The sequence below is a fragment of the Corynebacterium urealyticum DSM 7109 genome (assembly GCF_000069945.1).
Taxonomy (GTDB): domain Bacteria; phylum Actinomycetota; class Actinomycetes; order Mycobacteriales; family Mycobacteriaceae; genus Corynebacterium; species Corynebacterium urealyticum.
Genome location: NC_010545.1, coordinates 268,580 through 286,119 on the forward strand (window position 1 = coordinate 268,580; position 17,540 = coordinate 286,119).

General features: G+C 66.1%; 16 protein-coding genes. 14 read left to right on the plus strand and 2 right to left on the minus strand.

Annotated features, from left to right (window positions below):
- The first annotated feature begins 37 nt into the window (after positions 1 to 37).
- A complete protein-coding gene (locus CU_RS01080) occupies positions 38 to 637 on the plus strand; it encodes a type III secretion system chaperone family protein (RefSeq protein WP_012359480.1) in 600 nt (199 codons plus the stop codon).
- A 90-nt stretch (positions 638 to 727) separates the two neighbouring features.
- Positions 728 to 1,480 carry a phosphoglyceromutase gene (locus CU_RS01085; RefSeq protein WP_041628441.1) on the plus strand — a complete coding sequence of 251 codons (753 nt, stop codon included), beginning with the start codon at positions 728 to 730 and terminating at the stop codon, positions 1,478 to 1,480.
- 134 nt (positions 1,481 to 1,614) lie between these two features.
- Here the strand turns inward: CU_RS01085 and CU_RS01090 are convergent, their stop codons facing one another.
- The gene (locus CU_RS01090) at positions 1,615 to 2,610 is read right to left on the minus strand and encodes a hypothetical protein (protein WP_012359482.1); all 996 of its coding nucleotides are present in this window, start codon (positions 2,608 to 2,610) and stop codon (positions 1,615 to 1,617) included.
- A gap of 23 nt (positions 2,611 to 2,633) precedes the next feature.
- Between CU_RS01090 and CU_RS01095 the strand changes: the two genes are divergently transcribed.
- The 5 genes from CU_RS01095 to CU_RS10270 all read left to right on the plus strand — a co-directional run bounded on the left by CU_RS01095 (position 2,634) and on the right by CU_RS10270 (position 6,940).
- Positions 2,634 to 3,572: a Ppx/GppA family phosphatase gene (locus tag CU_RS01095; protein WP_012359483.1), complete on the plus strand. Its 939-nt coding sequence runs from the start codon at positions 2,634 to 2,636 to the stop codon at positions 3,570 to 3,572.
- Between the two features lie 109 nt (positions 3,573 to 3,681).
- Entirely contained in the window at positions 3,682 to 4,941 is a 1,260-nt protein-coding gene (locus CU_RS01100) for a hypothetical protein (protein WP_012359484.1), read from the plus strand.
- A 172-nt stretch (positions 4,942 to 5,113) separates the two neighbouring features.
- Positions 5,114 to 5,950, plus strand: a complete 837-nt coding sequence (gene proC / locus CU_RS01105; protein WP_012359485.1) for a pyrroline-5-carboxylate reductase — start codon at positions 5,114 to 5,116, stop codon at positions 5,948 to 5,950.
- 390 nt (positions 5,951 to 6,340) lie between these two features.
- Positions 6,341 to 6,547 carry a helix-turn-helix domain-containing protein gene (locus tag CU_RS01110; RefSeq protein ID WP_041628442.1) on the plus strand — a complete coding sequence of 69 codons (207 nt, stop codon included), beginning with the start codon at positions 6,341 to 6,343 and terminating at the stop codon, positions 6,545 to 6,547.
- A 291-nt stretch (positions 6,548 to 6,838) separates the two neighbouring features.
- Positions 6,839 to 6,940: a 30S ribosomal protein bS22 gene (locus CU_RS10270; RefSeq protein WP_012359487.1), complete on the plus strand. Its 102-nt coding sequence runs from the start codon at positions 6,839 to 6,841 to the stop codon at positions 6,938 to 6,940.
- A 187-nt stretch (positions 6,941 to 7,127) separates the two neighbouring features.
- Here the strand turns inward: CU_RS10270 and CU_RS01115 are convergent, their stop codons facing one another.
- Positions 7,128 to 7,928 (minus strand): HAD family hydrolase, encoded by an 801-nt coding sequence (locus CU_RS01115; protein ID WP_231837708.1) that lies wholly within the window; start codon positions 7,926 to 7,928, stop codon positions 7,128 to 7,130.
- Between the two features lie 192 nt (positions 7,929 to 8,120).
- Between CU_RS01115 and CU_RS01120 the strand changes: the two genes are divergently transcribed.
- The 7 genes from CU_RS01120 (at position 8,121) to hemB (ending at position 17,526) form a co-directional block, all read left to right on the plus strand.
- Complete coding sequence (locus CU_RS01120) at positions 8,121 to 8,372, plus strand: glutaredoxin family protein (protein WP_012359489.1); 252 nt, start codon at positions 8,121 to 8,123, stop codon at positions 8,370 to 8,372.
- Positions 8,373 to 8,675: 303 nt separating this feature from the next.
- Positions 8,676 to 10,160 carry a glutamyl-tRNA reductase gene (locus tag CU_RS01125; RefSeq protein WP_012359490.1) on the plus strand — a complete coding sequence of 495 codons (1,485 nt, stop codon included), beginning with the start codon at positions 8,676 to 8,678 and terminating at the stop codon, positions 10,158 to 10,160.
- Positions 10,150 to 11,100: a hydroxymethylbilane synthase gene (gene hemC, locus CU_RS01130; protein WP_012359491.1), complete on the plus strand. Its 951-nt coding sequence runs from the start codon at positions 10,150 to 10,152 to the stop codon at positions 11,098 to 11,100. The genes CU_RS01125 and hemC overlap by 11 nt, the downstream gene beginning before the upstream one ends.
- Before the next feature lie 90 nt (positions 11,101 to 11,190).
- Positions 11,191 to 12,975, plus strand: a complete 1,785-nt coding sequence (locus CU_RS01135; protein ID WP_012359492.1) for a bifunctional uroporphyrinogen-III C-methyltransferase/uroporphyrinogen-III synthase — start codon at positions 11,191 to 11,193, stop codon at positions 12,973 to 12,975.
- Positions 12,976 to 13,045: 70 nt separating this feature from the next.
- A complete protein-coding gene (locus CU_RS01140) occupies positions 13,046 to 15,826 on the plus strand; it encodes a multicopper oxidase domain-containing protein (protein WP_231837710.1) in 2,781 nt (926 codons plus the stop codon).
- A 5-nt stretch (positions 15,827 to 15,831) separates the two neighbouring features.
- On the plus strand, positions 15,832 to 16,374 hold the full coding sequence (locus CU_RS01145) for a hypothetical protein (RefSeq protein WP_012359494.1): 543 nt from the start codon (positions 15,832 to 15,834) through the stop codon (positions 16,372 to 16,374).
- Positions 16,375 to 16,500: 126 nt separating this feature from the next.
- Complete coding sequence (gene hemB, locus CU_RS01150; protein ID WP_173362304.1) at positions 16,501 to 17,526, plus strand: porphobilinogen synthase; 1,026 nt, start codon at positions 16,501 to 16,503, stop codon at positions 17,524 to 17,526.
- Positions 17,527 to 17,540: the final 14 nt, after the last annotated feature.

Genomic DNA, 17,540 nt, shown 5'->3' on the forward strand with positions numbered 1-17,540 from the left:
GCCTTCCGCGGCCCGGCTGCGGGGGTAGGTTGGGGGCATGAACCTCGAAAAGATCTCTGCGCTCTTAGATGAAGCCGACGTCGACTACGTCGAATCCGGCGGCAACCTGGTTGTCGTCCTCCCTGGGGAACGCAGGCTCAAGACCAACTGCCTCTTCATCCCGCAGGAGGGCATGTTCCGGGTCGAGGCCTTTGTGTGCCGCGCGGTGGAGGAGGCCCAGGAGGAGGTCTACCGGCTGCTGCTGCAGGCCAACCGCCGGACCTACGGGGTGCATTACACCCTCGATGGCAATAACGACATCTACTTGGTCGGGCAGTTCGGTGAATCCACCACTGCCGAGGATATCCAGCGGATCCTGGGGCAGGTGCTGGAGCGCGCGGATGGGGACTTCAACCGCATCCTGGAACGCGGCTTCGAATCCTCCATCCGCCACGAATGGGCCTGGCGGCTCTCCCGCGGCGAGCCGACCTTCAACCTGGGCGCCTTCCAGCGCCTGCGTCCCACCGACGAGGAGGTCGACCGGCTGGCACCCATGCCCGGCAAGTCCCCGCGCGAGGTCGTGGCTGAACAGGCTGCCGCCGCGCCAGCCGGGTCTGAGGAGGAAAGCAAGGAGACCACCGAGCAGGACGCTGAGTAGCCAGCCGCGCGTCGGGGCAGCGTGGGAGTGAGCCCCGCGAACGGGGTCACTGGCCGCCGGGGTCGCAACGTTTCATGGCAAAATGGAAGCATGAGCAACACTGAAGGAACACTGATCCTCCTCCGCCACGGGCAGAGCGAATGGAACGCAACGAATCAGTTCACCGGCTGGGTGGACGTCAGCCTCACCGACCAGGGCAAGGCCGAGGCCAAGCGCGCTGGCCAGCTGATTAAGGACGCCGCCGTCGAGCCGACCGTCCTGTTCACCTCTCTGCTGCGCCGCGCGATCATGACCGCGAATATCGCGCTGAACGAGGCGGACCGCCACTGGATCCCGGTGCAGCGCGACTGGCGCCTCAACGAGCGCCACTACGGTGCGCTGCAGGGCCTGAACAAGGCAGAGACTCGCGACAAGTACGGCGAAGAGCAGTTCATGTCCTGGCGTCGCAGCTACGACACCCCGCCGCCGCAGATCGACGTGGATAGCGAGTACGCGCAGACCAACGACGTGCGCTACGCCGATCTGCCGGAGGTCCCGCGCACCGAGTGCCTGCAGGACGTCGTTAATCGCCTCGTCCCGTACTACGAGGCCGAGATCGAGCCGCGCCTGAAGGCCGGGGAGACCGTCCTCGTTGTCGCGCACGGCAACTCCCTGCGCGCGCTGGTCAAGCACCTGGACGAGATCTCCGATGAGGACATCGCCCAGCTCAACCTGCCGACCGGTATGCCGCTGGTCTACAAGTTCGACAGCAATGGTGCGGTCAAGGTCAAGGGTGGCGAGTACCTCGACCCGGAGGCAGCAGCAGCCGGTGCGGCCGCCGTAGCCGCCGAGGGTAAGAAGTAACACCTTTCACAAAGCTCACCACATAAGCGAAACGCCCCAGGAAGATTTTCCTGGGGCGTTCTTGCGTCGCGTGCAGCGCGACCGCGCCCAGTCCGGGTGGGCGTTCCCCACTCAATCGCGATCGTGGGGGGGAGCTAGAGCTTGCGCTCGCGGGCTGCCCGGGTCGCCGGGTGGATCGTCAGCAGCGGGAAGCCGCTGGGGGCGAGAGGCGCACCCGCCTCGTTCTGCTCGCCGGTGGCTGCGGCGCGCGCCTCCAGGGCCTCGCAGTGCTCTGCCAGCACCTCGTAGGACTCCTCGCCGATGAGTTCCACCAGCTCGTCCTTGTGGGTGCGCCACATGGCATCGGCCGGTCCGCCCTGGCCCTCGGCGCTGCCAGCGTGGCAGTTCGGGTCCGTGGTGCACCACCAGTCGAAGTCCGCTCCGCCGTCGCCCCAGGCGCGGCGGTTATATTCCGTGATCGTGGTGCGCAGCATTTCCTGGCCATCTGGGCGGGTCTCCCAGTCCTCCAGGCGGCGCAGCGGCACCTGCCAGCACACCTCCGGCTTGGACTCCACGATGGACTCGCCGTTTTCAGTGGCCCAGATGTGCAGCGCGCACCCGATGCCGCCGTCAAAGCCCGCGCGGTTGGCGAAGATGCATGCGCCGTCGACGGTCTTGGTCTTCAATGCGGGCTCCATCTCGCCCTCGTCGTTTTCCAGCTCGTCCCACTCGAGCCATGGCTCGAGCTCCCCGTCTGCCTGCGCCTTCTCATCCGGGGTTTCGCCCGGCGTGTAGAGCTGCCACTGCTCGGGGCTGAGCTCCTGGACCACACGGTTGAGGTTGGCGCGGTCGTCGTCGTCCGTAAGAAAAGCACCGTGGACACAGCAGGCCACACCCGGGTCGGCGGCGACGTCGATGCCGTGGCAGGCCTCCGTACCGAAGCGGCAGCGGTAGGTGGACATCAGCCAGGTCAGGTCGATCTGGATGATGTGCTCGGAGTCGGCCGGGTTGATGAATTCCAGCCATTCGCGGGGGTAATCGCCGGGTAGTTCGACGCCGCGGCGCACCGAAAGGTCAGCTGGGGTGCCGTCTGGATAGCCGGACGCGATGGGGTGGGGGGAATTTGGCTCGCTATTTCTCACGCAATCCACCGTAGACCCGATAGGCTGAAAACGTGAGATTAGGTGTCTTGGACGTTGGCAGTAATACGGTTCACCTCGTGGTTGTGGATGCCCAGTACGGTGGCCCGCCAACTCCCATGAGTAATTGGAAAACCCCCATGCGGTTGGTGGAGTACCTCTCGAAGAAGGGGAACATCAACTCGAAGGGGATCGATAAGCTCACGCGTGGCGTTGGGTTGGCTTCGGAGATGGCGGAGCAGTTCCGCTGTGAGGAGCTGCTGCCGTTTGCGACGTCGGCGATCCGTTCCGCGAATAATTCCGAAAAGGTGCTGGACGCTGTCGAGGACGCCACTGGCGTGCGGCTGCGAATCCTTACGGGCGAAGAAGAAGCCCGACTGACCTTCCTCGCGGTGCGCCGCTGGTACGGCTGGTCGGCCGGCCGCATTTGCGACCTCGACATCGGCGGGGGTTCCCTGGAGATGTCCGTGGGAACCACCGAGAGCCCGGACGTGGCACTGAGCCTGGATCTGGGTGCGGGGCGGCTGACCCGGGAATGGTTCGACAGTGATCCGCCGTCCCGGAAGTCCGTGAAGAACCTGCGGGAGTTCATCGAAGATCAGCTGGACGCCAATATCAAGGAGTTCCAGGAGGCCGGCCCGATCGATGTGGCGGTGGGGACCTCCAAGACTTTCCGTATGCTTGCCCGCTTGACTGGTGCAGCACCGAGCTCTGCGGGGCCACGGGTGAAGCGCACCCTGACCCAGCCTGGCCTGCGGCAGCTCATCGCTTTCATCTCCCGCATGACCGCGGCGGACCGGGCGGAGCTGGAGGGAGTGAGCCAGGAACGTTCCCATCAGGTGGTGGCTGGCGCGCTGGTCGCGGAGGCGGCGATGCGCAAGTTGGGCCTGGAGTCCTTGGATATTTGCCCATGGGCGCTACGTGAGGGAATGATCTTCCACCACACGGATGTAGCGTTTGAAGATTTTTCTTAGTTTCCCAGCGCCATTAGGGTGTGGAATGAACAAAACCAAAAAATGGCGCTTCGTATACTATGCGAAACAGTTATTTGTATGTTCACGTGGACATTGATGGGAACATTCGATGAGTGAGAAGCTTACGGTCGCGGAACTGCTCGCCCGCAGCGGTCGCACCTCTTCTGGTAGCGGCCGCCGCCGGCGCCGTCGCAGCCTCGACGAGGGTGGCATTTCCGTTGCCGAGCTGACCGGCGCGATCCCCGTCGTCGAGGACACCGAGAGCGAAGCTTCCACCGCGCCCGCGCCGGGGGATGACAAGCGTGAGCAGCCCACGGCGGATCGGGCTGAGGCCGGGGCCAAGCAGGCCGAGAAGGCCGAAAAGCCCCAGCAGTCTAAGGCTGCCGAGGAAAAGGCCGCGGCGAAGAAGGCGGCCGAAGAGGCTGCTGCCAAGAAGGCAGCCGAAGAGAAGGCCAAGAAGGCTGCAGAGGAAAAGGCTGCGGCGAAGAAGGCGGCCGAAGAGAAAGCCAAGAAGGCTGAAGCCGAGAAGACGAAGCAGCTAGAGGCCGAGAAGGCTAAGAAGGCCAAGGAAGCCGCTGCCAAGAAGGCTGCAGAAGACAAGGCCAAGAAGACCGCGGCCCAGAAGGCTGAACAGAAGAAGCCTGGGCCAAAGACCGCGGCTGCCGCTGGCTCCGCCATCGTCGACCGCCGCGAGGTTCCGGCGCAGCGTCCGGAAGAAAAGACCTCCGAGATCCCGGCTGTCACAGATAAGGCCGCGCCGGCAAAGAAGAACACCGAGCCGTCCACCGAGCAGACGGCCCTGATCACAAAGGTCACCGCGGATCAGGCTGAGGGCACCGAGGCTGCGCAGAAGCCTGCGGCGAAGGACGCTTCGGCTACGAAGGCTCCAGCCAAGGACGCTGACCGCAAGGATGCTGAGTACAAGGGCTCCGGTGCTGGAGCTACTGTGGCTGCTGCCGCCGCCGGTGCTGCCGGGACTGCCGCCGCCACGCGGGGTCCTGAAGCGGAGCAGAAGCGCGAGCAGCCCGCGCCGGAGGAGTTCCACAGCCCTGAAGAGCTCGAAGAGCTGCAGCGCACGCTCGGCGAGGACGAGGTCATCGAGTACGAGGATGACACCATCTCCTGGCCATCCCTCATCGGCCAGGCCATCGCGGCCATCCTGGTCGGCATTGGCGTGTTCCTCGGATTCAAACTCCTGTGGGGTTCCCTGCCAGCGGTGCTGGTGCTGGTGCTCGCCCTCGCGGTGACCCTCGTGATGGTCGGCGTGGTGCACGCGCTGCTGCGCCACCGCGACAAACTCATCATGATCCTCACCTTCGTGGTGGGGTTGGTGCTCACCATCGGCCCACGGCTGATCATGAGCATCTAAGTTTCTGCGCGCCGCGAGGCGCGCTTTTTTTTGGGACACTCGCCACGCTGTGGTGGGAGTGCTGGGGCGCTAGCGGGCGACGTCCTGACAGACGGGACGGAAAGACCACCGAAATCGGGGGAGTGGTACGCAAGCGCTGCAATCAGCGCGCCGGGCTGGCAACCTGGAGGGCATGACTCGAATCGCAATCATCGGCGGCGGGAACATCGGCGAAGCATTGATCGCCGGGCTCGTCGCAGACGGAATTGACCCGAAGAATATCATCGTCGCGAACCGCAGCGAGGACCGCCTCACCGAGCTGGCGGACCGCTATGGCGTGCTGACCGCGGAGGACTCGGTCACCGCCGCGGTGGAAGCGGATGTCCTCTTCAACTGTGTGAAGCCCGACGGCACGCTGTCCGTGTTCGACGAGGTCGCGGAACAGCTGGACGATAACGACGCCACGACGGTCGCGGTGTCCGTTGCTGCCGGCGTGACCATCGGTGCGATGGAGAACGTGCTGCCCGCCGGCACTCCGGTGGTGCGCGTGATGCCGAATACTCCGATGCTGGTCGGCAAAGGAACCAGCGCGATCGCGGGTGGCCGCTTCGCGACCAAGGAGCAGCTGGAAACGGTGCGTGAGCTGCTGGCCAAGGTGGGCACCGCGGTGGTCGTCAAGGAGAAGGACATCGACGCGGTCACGGCGGTGTCCGGCTCGGGACCGGCCTATTTCTTCCTCGTCGCCGAGGCGATGGTGGACGCGGGGGTGAACCTGGGGCTGCCTCGCGCGCTGGCCGAGCAGCTTGCCATCGGCACCGCGGAGGGCGCGGCCCAGATGATGGCCAATGGTCTCGCCGAGGGTGGCGACGGTCCGGTGGAGCTGCGGGCGAAGGTCTCCAGTCCGGGTGGGACGACGTCCATGGCGACCCGCACCCTGGAGGAGGAGGGGCTGCGCCGCGCCTTCTTCCGTGCGATGGAGGCGTGCCGCGATCGATCCGTGGAACTGGGTGCCCCACCGAAGGGGGACTAGCGGCAAAGGAGGCGCTGGGGGCGGCGCATCGGAAGGTGCGCGGGAGGTAGCGAGTGGGGGGCGAAAATCGGTGCGCGAGAGGGCGCATCGCGGGGCCTGACGCAGTGCGCGGCAGGCCCTATTTTTGTAATTTCAAGACTGACGGGACGGAGAGAGTCTCAAGTGAAACTTGAGGTGGCTGCGCCAGGGTCCGTGGCGTTTGCACTGGTCAACCCAAGTCACAAAAAGAAACAAATGGCACTTTCGACATATTCGTCCCTGAATGCGCAAGCGTCACTTGGTTCACGTTATAGTGGTGAGGAAAGCGCGGCCGCGTGACGTCCTGCAGAAGGGGAAGTCTGCAGCGCGGGGCCGTGTGAAGAAAGAGATAAGACTTTTATGGCTAACCCAATGGGTGGAAACGACAAAGGAACCTTTCTGACCGTCGCTGAGGTCGCAGAGCTGATGCGCGTGTCGAAGATGACCGTGTATCGCCTGGTGCACGCTGGCGACCTGCCAGCGGTGCGCGTGGGCCGCTCCTTCCGCGTCCACGAGCAGGCAGTGAGCGAGTACCTCGGTGCGTCCGTCTACGACGCCTCCGAGGGGCAGACTGGTTAGAAACCCTCCCCGGCCAAGGCTGCCGCGCCATGGCAGTCGGGGTTTAGTGCCGCCATCGCGGCGTAGAAAACCGGCCCTTATGGGCCGCTTTTTGTGTGCTCAGCCACTGGAGCGGTAGAATTTAATAATTCGTGTCCTATGTGAGCTCCCGGGCCACCCGGCCATAAAGCGCTGAAGCGTAGGGCTCGCCTTGTTCGCTGACTTCCGGGCGGCAGCTGCCTACCGGGGCTGCGGAACCGTCGCGATGGCGCGGCATACGAGTTTTCAACAATTTGAAGTGAGGTGCCCACGATGGGTTCTGTGATTAAGAAGCGCCGCAAGCGCATGTCCAAGAAGAAGCACCGCAAGATGCTGAAGCGTACCCGCGTGCAGCGTCGCAAGCTGGGCAAGTAAGCCGTACCGGGCCACGCGCCCGATCCGCGGCTCGCGAGGCTACTCTCGCGACGAGACGGCTGCGATGCCGTCGCACGAGCCCCAGTGGGAGCCAACCGGCCCCGCTGGGGCTTTGTGCTGCTTTAAGTGCCGGATGCTGGATAGCCCGCGCTGACGGGATCCCGCGACGGCAGCGGGTACCGGGGATCTAGCGCCGGGAGAGTGCGCCGGTGAGGGAGGGGAGGAGAAACCACCCCACCGCCCCGGCTGCCAGCATGCCCGCTGCCGTCGCGCTGGCCTCGGCCGCCCGCAGCGTGAGCTTCGGATCGTGCTTTCGGTACTCCACCGTTGGCCAGCCCTGTACCCGAGCCGCATGCGCCAGGCGGGGGTCTGCATTGACTGCGACGGCTCGCCCGACCAACGAGAGCAGGGGCATGTCGTTATAGGAATCCGAGTAGGCCACGCAGTGCGAAAGGTCGTAGCCTTGCTGCTCCGCGAGGGCGGCCACGGCATCCCGCTTCTCAGGCCCGTGCAGGATATCTCCCACCAGCCGGCCGGTGAATTTCCCATCGGAGACTTCCGCCACCGTGCCCAACGCCCCGGTGAAACCCAGGGCGCGGGCGATGACCTGCGCCAGCTGTACCGGAGCTGCGGTCACCAGCCACACGCTGTGGCCTGCCTCCAGGTGCTCCTCGGCGAGCTCGCGAGCGCCCGGGAAGATCCGCTGGGCAATCGTGTTCTCCCAGATCTCCTCCGTGAGTGCCACGACCTCTGCCTCGCTGCGGCCGCGCACGATCTCGAGCGCCCGCTGCTTGCCAGAAGCGATATCCGGCTGGCTTTCAGTGCCGGAGAGGATGAACTTCGCCTGCTTCCACGCGAAGCCCGCGACGTCCCCCACGGTGAAGAAGCGCCGGGAGGCTAGACCCAACGCCAGCCAGAGGGTCGAGGCCCCCTTGATGATCGTGTTGTCCAGGTCAAAGAATGCTGCTGTGCTGGGATTCTGCGGCACATCCGCCTTTGGCGGGCACAGTCGCAGCGTGCCGCCAGCGGCCAACCATGCCCCATGGACGGAGGCTCGGCCGCTTTCTAACTGTGCTGGGGTGACGGGGGAAAGGTTGTGTTGGATCGGTTGGAGGGATTCGCTGACACGGAAAGCTGTTGACTTAATCTCGCCCACGGCTACCAAGGTACCTTTGAATCCGTGACTGATGATGAGAAGAAAACCGTGACCCTCCTGACCCGTGCAACCTGCGGCTCCTGCGCCCGGGTCTGGGAGCAGATCCGCCCGGTCGTCGCGGCGAAAAACGCCACGCTGGAGCGGGTAGACGTCGACGAGGACCCGGAGTTGAAGATGGAATTCGGCGACCGCGTGCCCGTCGTCCTCATTGACGACGAGGAATTCGCCTGCTGGGAAGTCGACAACGAGGAGCTCGCGGCCGCGCTCGAGCGCTAAAACGGGAGCGCGGCGCGCCAAAGAGTATGGGGTTCGGGCTGAGCACCGCGCCCAACCTCAGGCCCCTATAACAGTCGGCTATGCCTGTTTTGTCATAGGGGTCGGTTAAGGGATACCGTAGGTAGCTATTGAAGAGCCGATGACAAGCGTCGGCAGGGGAGCTGCGCCCATCGGCAGCATCTGGCTACCGACCTTGTCGGCTGCGGTGCATCACCCCCACCACCTGGGGGCGCATTCGGCCCACCGTCGGCGGCCCCAAGACCCGGTGAATACCCCGGGTTCGCGAGGAGGCACGCAAGACCGATGGCTGGGCACGTCCATACCGGTTCCGCCGCTGTGCTGCTCGTCGGGCTTTCTTTCCGATCCGCTCCGGTTTCCCTCCTCGAGCAGGTCTCCACGGTCGACACCGACCTTCCCAAGCTGGAAAACGCCCTGCTCGATCACGACTCCCTCTCCGAGGCGCTGGTGCTATCTACCTGCAACCGGATGGAGTTCTACACGGTCGCCAACGCCTTCCACCCCGGCCTCGACCACATCGTGGACACCATCGCCACCTACTCCGGCCTTGACGATAGTGAGCTGGAACCGCACCTCTACGTTCACTACTCCGACGCCGCGGTGGAGCACATGCTCAACGTGGCCTCCGGCCTGGACTCCATGGTGCTGGGGGAGCAGCAGATCATCGGTCAGCTCCGTGGCGCCTATGAGGAATCGAAGGGGGCCGGCACGGTCGGGCGTACCCTCCACGACCTGACCCAGCGAGCCCTGCGCACTGGCAAACGCGTCCACAGCGAGACGGAGATCGACTCCGCCGGCTCCTCGATGGTGAGCTTCGCCCTCGACCGGGCACTGACCGTGCTGGGGATCCCGGAGGCCAGCAGCGACGCGTTGAGCGGGCGCCGCGCCGTCGTCATCGGGGCCGGGGCGATGGCCTCCCTCGCATCCACCCACCTCGGACGCCTCGGTATCGAGCACGTGACCGTTGCCAACCGCACCGTCGACCGCGCCGAGCAGCTGGCCTCCCACGCTGTGGAGGCCGGTGTGCCGGCCCGCGGCATCGGCTTGGACGAACTGCCTGCGGCACTGACGGGGGCGGATATCGTCGTCTCCGCGACGGGTGCGGTGGGCACCGTCGTCAGCGCGGCGGACATCAAGGCCGCGCAACAGGTCCGCGATGGTCGCCAGCAGGTCCTCATCGACCTGTCCATGCCCCGCGATATCGAACAGGCCACGGCCGACGTGCCGGGGGTCGCGCTGCTCAACATCGAAGAACTCACCGGGATGACCGAGGACACCATCGAGGACGAGGACGCCGCCCGCGGCATCGTCGCCGAGGAGCTCGAAAGCTTCCTGGAGCAGCAGCGCGCCCAGGCTGTTGTCCCCACCGTCAAGGCGCTGCGCCAGCAGGCCATGGATGCGCTCAGCAATGAGATGCTCGCGCTGCAGCGACAGACGCCGGGGATGTCCGATGAGGACCGCGAGGCCGTGAACCGCTCGATGCGCCGCCTCGTCGAGAAGCTGCTGCACACCCCGACGGTGCAGGCCAAGAAGCTTTCTGCCGCGGGCCAGTCCGTCAGCTACCCCGATGCCCTGGCAGCGCTGTTCAACCTGCCGACCGGCATGACCCAGCAGGTCAGCGCGGTGAAAGGTGCGAACGCGGGCAGCGGGCAGCGGAAGAAGCAAAAACCGCAAGAAAATCGAGTATCCACCGCGCGGGCCGTGTACCGCTCGACATACCAGGACCTGACTCAGGCCTCGACCCCAGGAGGGAAAGACGATGACCAATAATCGCCGTTTGCTCGTCGGTACGCGTGGCTCCACGCTGGCTACGACGCAGGCAGGCCATGTCCGCCAGGGCATGATCGACGCCGGCTACGACGCCGAGCTGCATATCGTCCACACCCCGGGGGACGCCTCCCAGGCCTCCCAGATCCCGGTCGCAAAGGTCGGTGTGGGCGTGTTCACCGAGACGCTGCGCACCGCGCTGGACGAGCGCGAATGCGATGTGGCGGTTCACTCCTTCAAGGACCTGCCGACCGCCCCGGACGCCCGCTTCCGCGCGGTGGTCCCGAAGCGCGTGGACTCCCGCGAGGTTCTGATCAGCGTGGATAACAAGAAGCTGATGGAGCTGCCGGAAGGAGCGAAGGTCGGCACCTCCGCGCCGCGCCGCGTCTCCCAGCTGCGCGCCCTGCGCCCGGACCTGCAGATCCTGCCGCTGCGCGGGAACATTGGCACCCGCATGGGCCGGGTCGGGGACGACCTGGATGCCGTGATCCTCGCCCGCGCTGGGCTGGAGCGCGTCGGATGGCTGGACAAGGCCGCTGAGTCCATCGACCCAGAGCTCATCCTGCCCGCACCGGCACAAGGTGCACTGTGCGTAGAGGTTCGCGCGGACGACGAGGAAGCCTGGAACTCCGTGGCTGATCAGAACCACACCCCGAGCTACGCCTGCGTGGTCAGCGAGCGCACCGTGCTCTCCACCCTGGAAGCGGGCTGCTCCGCCCCGGTCGCAGCACACGCGACCCTCAACGAGCAGCAGAACCAGCTGACCGTCACCGGTGGTGTGTTTGCCATTGACGGCTCCCGCAAACTGCTGGAGACCCGCACCGTGGACATCGACCTGGCAGGCGACTGGCGCGCAGCCGCCGCCGGCGTCGGCGCCGAGATCGGCCGGATCCTGCTGGACGCCGGAGCCGCAGAACTCGTGGCGGAGGCCCGCGAGAGTTAACCGGGGGATCGCAGAACCCCAGGGTGGGGAACAGCGAGCCCTCACCCAGCCACCCGAAAGAGCGTTCCTCCGGAACCGCCCCGAAATGACATGGAAAAGATCAGTATGACTACCTCCGGACTTACCCCGCAGGGGACAGGCCGCGTCCTGTTCGTTGGTGCCGGCCCCGGAAATCCGGAACTGCTGACCGTTCGCGCCCAGAAGGCTCTGGAGAGCACCGCCCACGCGTGGGTGGACCCCGACGTCCTGGAAGGCGTGCGTGCCCTGGTGGGGGCCCAGGTGCCCGTCCCACAGCACAAGATCGATGCTGCCGAGGCCGAGTGGCAGGCCAAGGTCGCCGCGGCGAAGGAGGCCGGCGCTCGCCGGAAGCCACCCCGCCCCGCGCCGCCGACCGCCGCTGAGATCCGGATCGCTGCGCCCTTCGTCGGGGAGGGTGCAGTGGCAGAGGGGGAGACCGAGCCGGTCCACCAGCTGACCGCGAGTCAGATCGCCGAGGAGATGGCCGCGCTGGCCCGCGAGGGCGAGGATGTCATCCGCCTGGTGGCGGGCAACCCGCTGTCCAACCAGGCCGTGATGTTGGAGCTGCAGGAGGTTGCAAACCTGGGCGTGGACTTCCAGGTCGTTCCTGGCATGACCGGCTCGGTCGCAGTGCCCGCGTTCACGGGCATCGGCGTGGGCTCGGACTTCACGGAGGCCGATGTGCGCGGTGGCGCGGACTGGGACCAGCTGGCCTCCGCGGGACTACCGCTGATCCTCACCGCCGCGCCGGGGGACCTGGCCACCATCGCCAACGAGCTGAAGGAACGCAATATCCCGGGCTCGACGGCGGCGACCGTCACCCTGCATGGCACGACCCGCAAGCAGCGCAGCTACGACGTCACCCTGGACACCCTGAAGTCTGTCGCAGCGGCCTCCGGGCCCGCGGCGAAGGAAGGCGAGCTGCCGGAGCAGCTGTTGGTCACGATCGGTTCCCAGGCGGGCAACCGCAGCAAGTACTCCTGGTGGGAGAACCGCGCCCTCTACGGCTGGACCGTGCTGGTGCCGCGCCCGAAGGCGCAGGCCGCGCCGATGAGCACCCGCCTGGCAAGTCACGGCGCGATCCCGGTTGAGGTGCCAACGATCTCCGTTGAGCCGCCACGCACCCCGGCGCAGATGGAGCGCGCCATCAAGAACCTCGTGGATGGCCACTACTGCTGGGTGGTCTTCACCTCCGTCAACGCGGTGAAGGCGACCTGGGAGAAGCTCCAGGACTTCGGCCTCGACGCCCGCGCCCTGGCTGGTGTGCGCGTGGCCGCGGTGGGGCCGAAGACCGCCAGCGCGGTGCAGGCCCTGGGCATCACCCCGGAACTGCTGCCCAAGGACGACGCCCGCAACGCCTCCGGCATCGTCGATGTGTTCCCGGCCCGCGACCCGGACCTGGACCTGGTAGACCGGGTGCTGCTGCCGCGCGCGGACATTGCGACGGAGGTGCTGGTCGAGGGACTGCTGAAGCTGGGCTGGAAGGTCGACGACGTCGTCGCCTACCGCACCGTCCGCGCCGCCCCTCCGGCCCCGGAGATCCGCGACATGATCAAGTCCGGTGGCTTCGACGCGGTATGCTTCACCTCCTCCTCGACGGTGAAGAACCTGGTGGGTATCGCCGGTAAGCCACACTCGCGGACCATCATCGCCTGCATCGGCCCGATGGCGGCCCAGACCGCCCGGGAGCACGGGCTTCGGGTGGACGTTATGCCGGAGGTCGCCGGCGTACCGGAGCTGGTGGATGCGCTGGCCGCCCACGTGGCGGACCTGCGTGCGAAGGGGCAGCTGCCACCGCCGCGCAAGCGCCGTCGTCGTCGGAAGAAGACGAGCGAGCAGAGCGCAACGGCGAAGTAAGGGGAACGAGCCCATGACACCCGTCGGTACTGAGTACCGGCGGGTTGCTCGTCTCAGTAGGCTGAAAAGCATGGCGAAAGACCGAACCGCGTTTCATAGTGGGCGGCAGTCGTGGCACCGGCGAGCCGGCCGTCCGGTCAATATCTGGCTGAGCCTCCTGCTGGTCGCGGGGTTGGTGCATCCCGCTCTGCCCGAATACCGCTGGGTGCTCATTCACCTACTTACGCTGGGCGCGGTGACCAACTCCATCGTCGTGTGGTCCCAACGCTTCACCGAGCAGTTGCTGGACCAACGATGCCCGGATTCCGCCCGGCCTCGCCAGCTGAGGCGCATCTGGGTGCTCAACGCAGGCATTGCGTTGACGATGATCGGTCAGCTCGGCAAGGGGGCTGAGGATGCTTTCGACGCCGCGCTGACGATCGCGCACAGCATCACGGTTGTTGGTGCTGCGGTCGTGGGACTGAGCTTGAGCTCGCATGCACTAAGCCTGCTGCGTCAGGCTCAACGAGCCCGGGCCAGCATGGAGCGCACTCGGCCACTGGTGGCCGTTAGCGCCTACATTCTTGCGGCGCTATTCCTACCAATCGGCGCGATCGCGGGTGCGCTCCTGGCAGTGGGGATGCCCTCACCGTGGCAGGAACGACTCCTCCTGGCGCACACCGCGGTGAACGTTCTGGGCTTTTTGGGCTTCGCCGCGTCCGCGAGCCTGACATTCCTTGCCCCACAGCTGCAGGGCGCGCTGGGCAGTGGCAAGAGGCACGACGGGCACCCCGGCTTGGACGATGGGGCAGGTCGACTGTGGTTTGTGATCGTCCTGCAGGGGATCGGGGTCCTCACCATCGGCGGTGGTGCACTTGTTGACCAGCGATTCGTGGTTCTCGGCGGGCTCGTCGCCTATGTGGCCGCCTGGGTGACCCTGTTGACTGCCTATGCCCCGGCACTGCTGCGTGGGATTTTCAGTGGGGACGCGCCGGTGTTTGCGGGCACGGCTATGGTGGCTGCGCCGATGTGGCTTATTGGCGGACTGCTGTGGCTCGCAGGCCAGATCGCCAGCGGAACCCCGGCCAGCGAGGTCACGCTGCCTACGCTGGCTTTGACCGTGGGCTTTGCAGCCCAGCTGCTGTTGGGGGTGATGAGCTATCTGCTGTCGAGCACAATCGGTGGCCCACGTCCCGCCGTCAATGCAGGTTTGAGGGCTTTGGATTGGGCTGGGCCTTTCCGCACGGTGCTGCTGAACCTGGGCTTGGCAGTGTGGCTGCTGCCGATTAGTAGCTGGCTGAAGGTCGCGGTATCGGTGCTGACCCTTCTGCCACTCGCTCTCGTGGTGCCACTGATTCCCAGGGCTGTGAAGGCTCAAGGCGCACGCTTGGCCGCCTTCGCGCGCGAGCGCCAGCAGAGAGCGGCCGATCACCCCGAGAACGAAGGCGCAGAGCAGCCCGACGAGGCGACGGCAGGGGTATCACACACCCGCGAGAACCTGGTGGCCAGCACGCGACGCGGTGGCGTCGCCGAAGTAGCCGCTGCCATCGCGACGATTGCCCTGGTGCTTGCAAGCGGGGCAGCCCTTGGGGGATCCGGCAGTGCCACGAACCCGACCGCCGATTCGCAGGTCGTCCCCACGGGCAACACCGTGCGGGTGGAAGTTTCCGCCAAGGACATGGCCTTCCACCCCAGCAGCGTGACCGTGGCGCCCGGGGACAAACTCGAGCTCGTGCTCACCAACGATGACAAGCAGGATCACGATCTGAAGCTCGCCAACGGAGCAGAGACGGGACGCGTGTCCCCCGGCGAAACCCGGGTACTCGACGCCGGAGTCATCAGCGCGGACGTGGAAGGGTGGTGCACCATCGCGGGCCACCGCATGCAGGGCATGATCTTCATGGTCCACACCAGCGGTGATGGCAATGGGGCGCAGACTCCTGGCGGAGGAACCCGGTCGGGAAACACTGCTGATGCTGCCGGTTCCGGGAACACCGGCGAGGAGGTGCCCAACACGCCGCTCGACCCGACTTGGATACGGGACCCGGAACTCGCACCGGCGAGCGCGAACCGCACCCACCGGATCACGATCGACGTCCAGCAGGTCCAGGGAACCCCGCACGAGGGCGGAGACATCCGCGGTTGGTGGACCTTCAACGGCAAACCGATGGGGCCCACCCTGCGTGGCAAGGTCGGGGATACCTTCGAAATCGTGCTGAAGAACTCCGGCACGATGAACCACTCCATCGACTTCCATGCGGGCATCATCTCCCCGGACGAACCCATGCGAGACATCGCCCCGGGGGAGCAGCTGACATACCGCTTCACCGCGGGTAACGCCGGGATTTGGATGTACCACTGTGCGACCATGCCGATGAGTTTGCACGTGGCTGCCGGCATGTTCGGCGCAGTGATCATCGATCCGCCGAACCTGGACCCGGTGGATAAGGAATTCCTGTTGGTTCAGTCGGAGGTCTACGGCCTGGTCTCTGACTCGGAGCAGCCGGTGGATGAGGAGCTCCTGCAGGCCGCCCAGCCGAGCGCAGTGGTGTTCAACGGGTTGGAGAACCAGTACGTTCAGTCCCCGTTGCGCCTGGAGCCAGGGCAGCGAGCACGGTTCTGGTTACTCAACGCGGGCCCGAATATCGCCGAGAGTTTCCATATCGTGGGGACACAATTCCCGGTGATGTACAAGGAAGGGGCCTATACGGTGCGCAACGAGCCGAGCGGTGCGGGGCAGGCACTCGACCTTCAGCCCGCGCAGGGCGGATTCGTGGAGGCGGAGTTCCCGGAGGCGGGGACGTATCCCTTCGTCAACCACCGCTTTGTGGACGCCGAGCGCGGCGCGATGGGGCATGTTGTGGTGAAGTAGGAGCCATGGCAGCGAAGAAGAAGCGTGGCGGTTCCAACCCAGCTGGTGGTACACCGCCGCAGGACACCAGCAACGTCGTCCCGGTACGAGCGCTCACGGAGTTCGACGGCCTTCCCGAGGCCTTCGCCCAGGGGGAGGACGCCCCGATCCTCGCGACGAGTGCGTGGGGCGGGCCCAAGGGGCAGAAGCAGCAGATCGGGCTGGCAGCCTGGGGCGAGCTGCCCGCGGTGAACGCCGCGGACCCGTTGGTGATCGCCAGCCCGCACGTGCCCAGCGAGGTTCGGCTGCACGTGCGCGGCGAGGTGGGCACCCCTGACTTCAAGGAACCGCGCGAGCCGCTGCTCATCGCGGAGGCTGGCGAGGCGCGCGCCGGGGCCGAGGTGCGGCGCACGCTGCTCGGCACGATGATTCACCCGCCGGCGGAGCTGCTCGCCGAGCAGGAAGGTTCGGCGGGGTTGCGGGTGACCATCGAGGCCCTGTGGATCACGGACGAAGGCGACGAGACCGTGACCTGGGCCGTGCGCCTGGCCGAGGAAAACACCGACTAAAACCCACCCGGTGGGCTCAACGGGCCCCGGGAATCCACCACGCAGCAGCCAGCAACCGCGCAGCCTGTCGGGGCGCGAGGGGCGGGGCCAAAAGTGGTGTCTGCCCCGTGGCGTACCATCGGTGTTATGTCTGAATCCGCACAGAATTCCCAGCTGCAGTTCAATATCCCCCGCCGCCCGCGCCGCCTGCGCACCAACCCGGTGATGCGCGATTTCACGGCGGAGACCAGCCTGAACCCGAGCCAGCTCGTCCTGCCGATGTTCGTTGCGGACGGCCTGACCGACGCGAAGCCGATCAGCTCCCTTCCTGGGGTTTATCAGCACACCACCGACTCTCTGTTACGCGCCGTCGAGGAAGCTGCGGAGGCGGGAGTGGGCTCCATCGACCTCTTCGGTGTTCCGCTGGACGAGGATAAGGACGCCACCGGCTCCGTGGGGGTGGACCCGGAGGGGATCCTGAACAAGAACCTCCGAGCTATCCGCAAGGAGTTCGGCAACGACATCCTCGTCATGGCTGATACCTGCCTCGATGAGTTCACCGACCACGGCCACTGCGGGGTGCAGGGCGAGGACGCCTTCGGCCATCAGATCGTGGACAACGACGCCACTCTGGAGCAGTATGCCGCCCTCGCGGTCGCCCAGGCGGACGCCGGCGCCCACATCGTCAGCCCGTCCGGAATGATGGACGGCCAGGTCGCGGTTATCCGCGCGGCCCTGGACGCTTCCGGCCACGAGGACGTATCCATCATGGCCTACTCCGCGAAGTACGCCTCCGCCTTCTACGGCCCGTTCCGTGAGGCCGTCGGCTCCAGCCTGACCGGCGACCGCCGCACCTATCAGCAGGACCCCCGCAACCGTCGGGAGTCCCTGCTGGAGACCCAGATGGACATCGACGAGGGCGCGGACATGGTGATGGTCAAGCCCGCGATGCCGTACCTGGACGTGCTGCGGGAGGTCGCGGACATGTCCCCGGTTCCGGTCGCCGCTTATCAGGTGTCCGGTGAATATGCGATGATCAGTGCAGCAGCCCAGAACGGTTGGATCGATCTGGAGCCGGCGATCATGGAGTCCCTGACCGGGATTCGTCGCGCCGGTGCGGACATCATCCTGACCTATTGGGCGACGACCGCCGCGAAGATGCTGCGCGGCTAGCCGAAGGATGTGCC